Annotated in this window: 2 protein-coding genes; both read left to right on the top strand. The window is 70.8% G+C overall.

The window, feature by feature from the left end:
• On the top strand, positions 1 to 3,064 hold a 3,064-nt coding region (locus K8640_RS42280; RefSeq protein ID WP_223752265.1), incomplete at its 5' end, for a type I polyketide synthase.
• Between the two features lie 11 nt (positions 3,065 to 3,075).
• The coding region (locus K8640_RS42275; protein WP_305070723.1) for a polyketide synthase at positions 3,076 to 3,962 on the top strand (887 nt) is incomplete at its 3' end.

The raw sequence follows: 3,962 nt of genomic DNA, 5'->3' as shown, positions 1-3,962 counted from the left end.
GGGGAGGCAGACGCTGGAGGAGGAGGGGCTGGAGTGGGTGGCGAGTTTGAGGAAGGGGAAGGGGGAGTGGGAGACGGTGCTGGAGGCGCTGGGAGCGCTGTACGTGAAGGGGGTGGAGGTGGCGTGGAGCGAGTACGAGAAGCCGTACGCGCGCCGCACGGTGTCCCTGCCCACGTATCCGTTCCAGCGTCAGCGCTACTGGTGGACCCGCGAGCCGCGGGGACAGAGCGCGCTGCTCGCGCCGCGTGAGGCTCGGGCCATCAAGCCGCACCTCGGGACCCGGCTGTACTCACCCGCGTTCGACGACATCATCTACAGCACGACGCTCGGGGCGTTCCGTCCGGCGTACCTCGATGACCACCGTCTCTACGGCACGGTCGTCACGCCGGCGGCCTCTCACCTCTCGATGGTCCTCTCGGCCGTCGTGGAGACCTTCGGTCCCCAGGCCTGCACGCTGGAGAACCTCACGTTCCACCAGGCGCTGGTGCTCGCGGACGACGAGCTGCGCCCGCTCCAGCTCATCTTCTCGCCGCACGCGGAGGGCTACTCCCTCAAGCTGATGACGCAGGGCGAGTCCGGTGAATGGGTGCTGCACGGCACCGGTGAGCTGCGAGTGGACCCGTCGCAGGTCTCCACGCCGAGGACGCTGCCCGCGCGCGAGGCCGTGCTGGCGCGCTGCACCGAGTCGCGCTCGGGAGACGACTTCTACAAGTTCTTCCGAGCCATGGGCTACACGCTGGGCCCGAGCTTCCGCTGGATTGGTCCCTTCCAGCGCAGCCAGGACGAGGCGTTCGGCCAGATGCAGCAGCCGGAGCTGCCGGACTCCCCGGACAACTACCAGCTGTATCCGGGCCTCATCGACTCGTGCTTCCAGATGCTCGCCAACTGGATGGTGAGCGACGCGACGAGCCTGGCCGACGCGCTGGCGATTCCGTTCAGTGTCTCGAAGCTCAACTTCTTCCGCCGTCCGCAGGGCGCGCTGTGGTGCTACGCGAAGTCCACCGCGGGCGAGCGGGCCATCACGGAAGAAATCCTCAGCGGCGACGTGCAGCTCTTCGACGAGCACGGCCCGGTGGCGGAGATTCTCGGCTTCCACGCGCGTCGCGCCAGCCGTGAGGTCCTCCAGGCCAGCACGCACAAGAAGTCCGAGGAGCGCATCTACGAGGTGGCGTGGACCCCCGAGCCCCTGCCGCCCGCGCCGCTGCCCCAGGCCGAGTCCCACCCGTGGCTGCTGTTGCTGGACGCGCAGGGCGTCGGCGAGCAGCTGGCCACGCGGCTGGAGGAGCGCGGAGCCTCCGTCATCCGCGTGCGTCCTGGCGCTGGATTCCGGAACACGGCCCCGAAGCGCTTCGAGGTCGACGCGAGCGCTCCGGCCGACTTCACCCGACTGCTGCGCGAGGCCCTGAATGGAGCCTCGTGCGCGGGCGCTGTCTACCTGTGGGGCCTGGACCAGACCTCCTCCGAGGAGACTCGGTCCGCCGAGGCCCTGCATCAGGCGACGCTCCAGGCCACGGCGGGAGCGCTGCACCTGACGCAGGCGCTCGTGGCCAGCGGCACGCAGTCGCCGCTGTGGCTCGTCACGCAGGGCGCGCAGCCCGCCGATGGCGTGGCGGTGTCCTCGCCCGTGCAGGCGTCACTGTGGGGCCTGGGCCGGGTCATCGACCTGGAGCACGGTGAGCTGCGCTGCGGCCGCATCGACCTGGACCCTCGGGACGTGAAGGGCAGCGTGTCCTCGCTGCTCACCGAGCTGCTGCGCTCCAGCGACTCTCCGGGAGTCGAGGTGGCCCTCCGTCGGGAGCGGCGCCTGCGTCCCCAGCTCCAGCGGGCGAAGGGTGGCGCGGAGGTCACCTCCTTCCGCGCGGACGGCACGTACCTGATCACGGGAGGTCTGGGCGCGCTCGGCCTGTCGATGGCGCGGTGGCTGGTGGAGCGCGGCGCGCGTCACCTGGTCCTCGTGGGACGACGTGAGCCCACGGCGGAGGCTCGCGCGGTGCTCGCGGAGCTGGAGCAGGCGGGGGCGAGCGTCACGGTGGCCTCGGCGGATGTGGCGCGTGAGGCGGACGTCGCGGCGCTGCTGGCGCGCATCGACGCGGGGGCGGTGCCGCTGCTCGGCATCTTCCACGCGGCGGGCATCGTCGAGGACGGAGCACTGGTGCAGCAGGACGCCCAGCGCTTCGAGCGGGTGATGGCGCCCAAGGTGGCGGGTGCGTGGAACCTCCACCGCCTCACGGAGACCCGGCCGCTGGAGCACTTCGTCCTCTTCTCGTCGGCCGCGGCGCTGCTCGGCTCTCCGGGACAGAGTGGCTACGCGGCGGCGAACGCCTTCCTCGATGCGCTGGCGCACGTCCGTCGTTCCCGCGGGTTGCCCGCGCTGTCGCTGGACTGGGGCCCGTGGGCCGAGGTGGGCATGGCCACGGACGCGCAGGTGGCCAAGGCGTTGGAGCGCCGGGGCATCCGCGCGCTGCCGACGGCGCAGGGCCTGGAGCTGTTGGGCAAGGCGCTGGGGCACTCGCAGGCGCAGCTCGGGCTCATGCACATCCGGTGGCCGGCGTACCTGGAGGGCCTCGGACGACTGGGGCGCTCGGGCTTCTACGCGGCGGTGGCGCCGGCGCGGAAGGAAGAGTCTCGCGCGGCCGTGGCGACGACGAAGAAGCAGTGGTTGGCGGAGCTGCAGGGCGCGCTGCCGCACGAGCGGCGAGAGGTGCTCGTCCGCAGGCTCCAGGAGGCGGTGGGGCGCGTGCTCCGCCTGGACGTGGCGGGAGGAGTCGATTGGGGCCAGGGCTTCACGGACCTGGGCATGGACTCGCTGATGGCCATCGAGCTGCGCAACGCCCTGCAGGACGGGCTGGGGCACTCGCTGCCTTCGACCATCGCGATGAACCACCCCAACGTGGACTTCCTCGCCGACCACCTCATCGAGGCTGTCTTGAAGTTCAACGACGAGAGGAAGCCCGCCCCGGCGCGTGAGGTGCCGGGCGAGGGCGAGCTCGAGGTGAGCCTCGACGCACTCTCCGACGCGGAGCTGGCCCGTCTGGCGCTCGCGGACCTGGCAACGGATTCCTGAGGAATATCGAGATGACGACCGAGGACATCAACTACCGGCAGATCGTGCAGCAGCAGCTCGTGAAGATTCGCAAGCTGGAGGCCCGGCTGGAGAAGGCCGAGTCGACGCCCCGAGCGGAGCCCATCGCCATCGTCGGAATGGCGTGCCGCTTCCCGGGTGGCGTCACCACGCCGGAGGCGTACTGGGAGCTGTTGCGAGACGGCGTGGACGCCACGATGGAGGTGCCGGCGAATCGCTGGGACGTGGACGCGCTCTATGACCCGAAGCCGCAGGTGCCGGGGAAGATCAACACCCGCCGGGGTGGCTTCCTGAAGGACGTGGACCAGTTCGACGCCCAGTTCTTCGGCATCTCCCCGCGCGAGGCGGCGGCGATGGACCCGCAGCAGCGGCTGTTGCTGGAGGTCGGCTGGGAGGCGCTGGAGCGAGCGGGGTATCCGGTGGAGCGCCGGGGCCGGCAGCGCGTGGGTGTCTTCGTGGGCGTGATGAACACGGACTACAGCCAGCGCATGCTCGCGAACGCGGACCTGTCGCAGCTGGACCCGTACTTCGGCACGGCGAAGGGTGCGTGCTTCAGCGCGGGCCGCCTGTCGTACGCGCTGGGCTTCCAGGGCCCGAGCATGGCGGTGGACACGGCGTGCTCGTCGTCACTGGTGGCGATGCACCTGGCCATCCAGAGCCTGCGCCTGGGCGAGTGCCCCGTGGCGCTCGCGGGCGGAGTGAACCTCATCCTCTCCCCGGAGGTGAGCGTCTACCTGGCGAGCAGCGGTGCGCTGTCTCCCGAGGGCCGCTGCAAGACGTTCGACGCCTCGGCCGATGGTTATGCGCGCGGCGAGGGTTGCGGCGTGCTGGTGCTGAAGCGGTTGTCGGACGCGGTGGCGGACGGGAACGAAGTGCTGGC

It is taken from the genome of Myxococcus sp. XM-1-1-1 (assembly GCF_020037095.1).
In the GTDB taxonomy this organism is placed as follows: Bacteria; Myxococcota; Myxococcia; order Myxococcales; family Myxococcaceae; genus Myxococcus; species Myxococcus fulvus.
The sequence above is the reverse complement of the archived record's forward strand: the minus strand, read 5'-3'. Positions and strand labels throughout refer to the sequence as shown.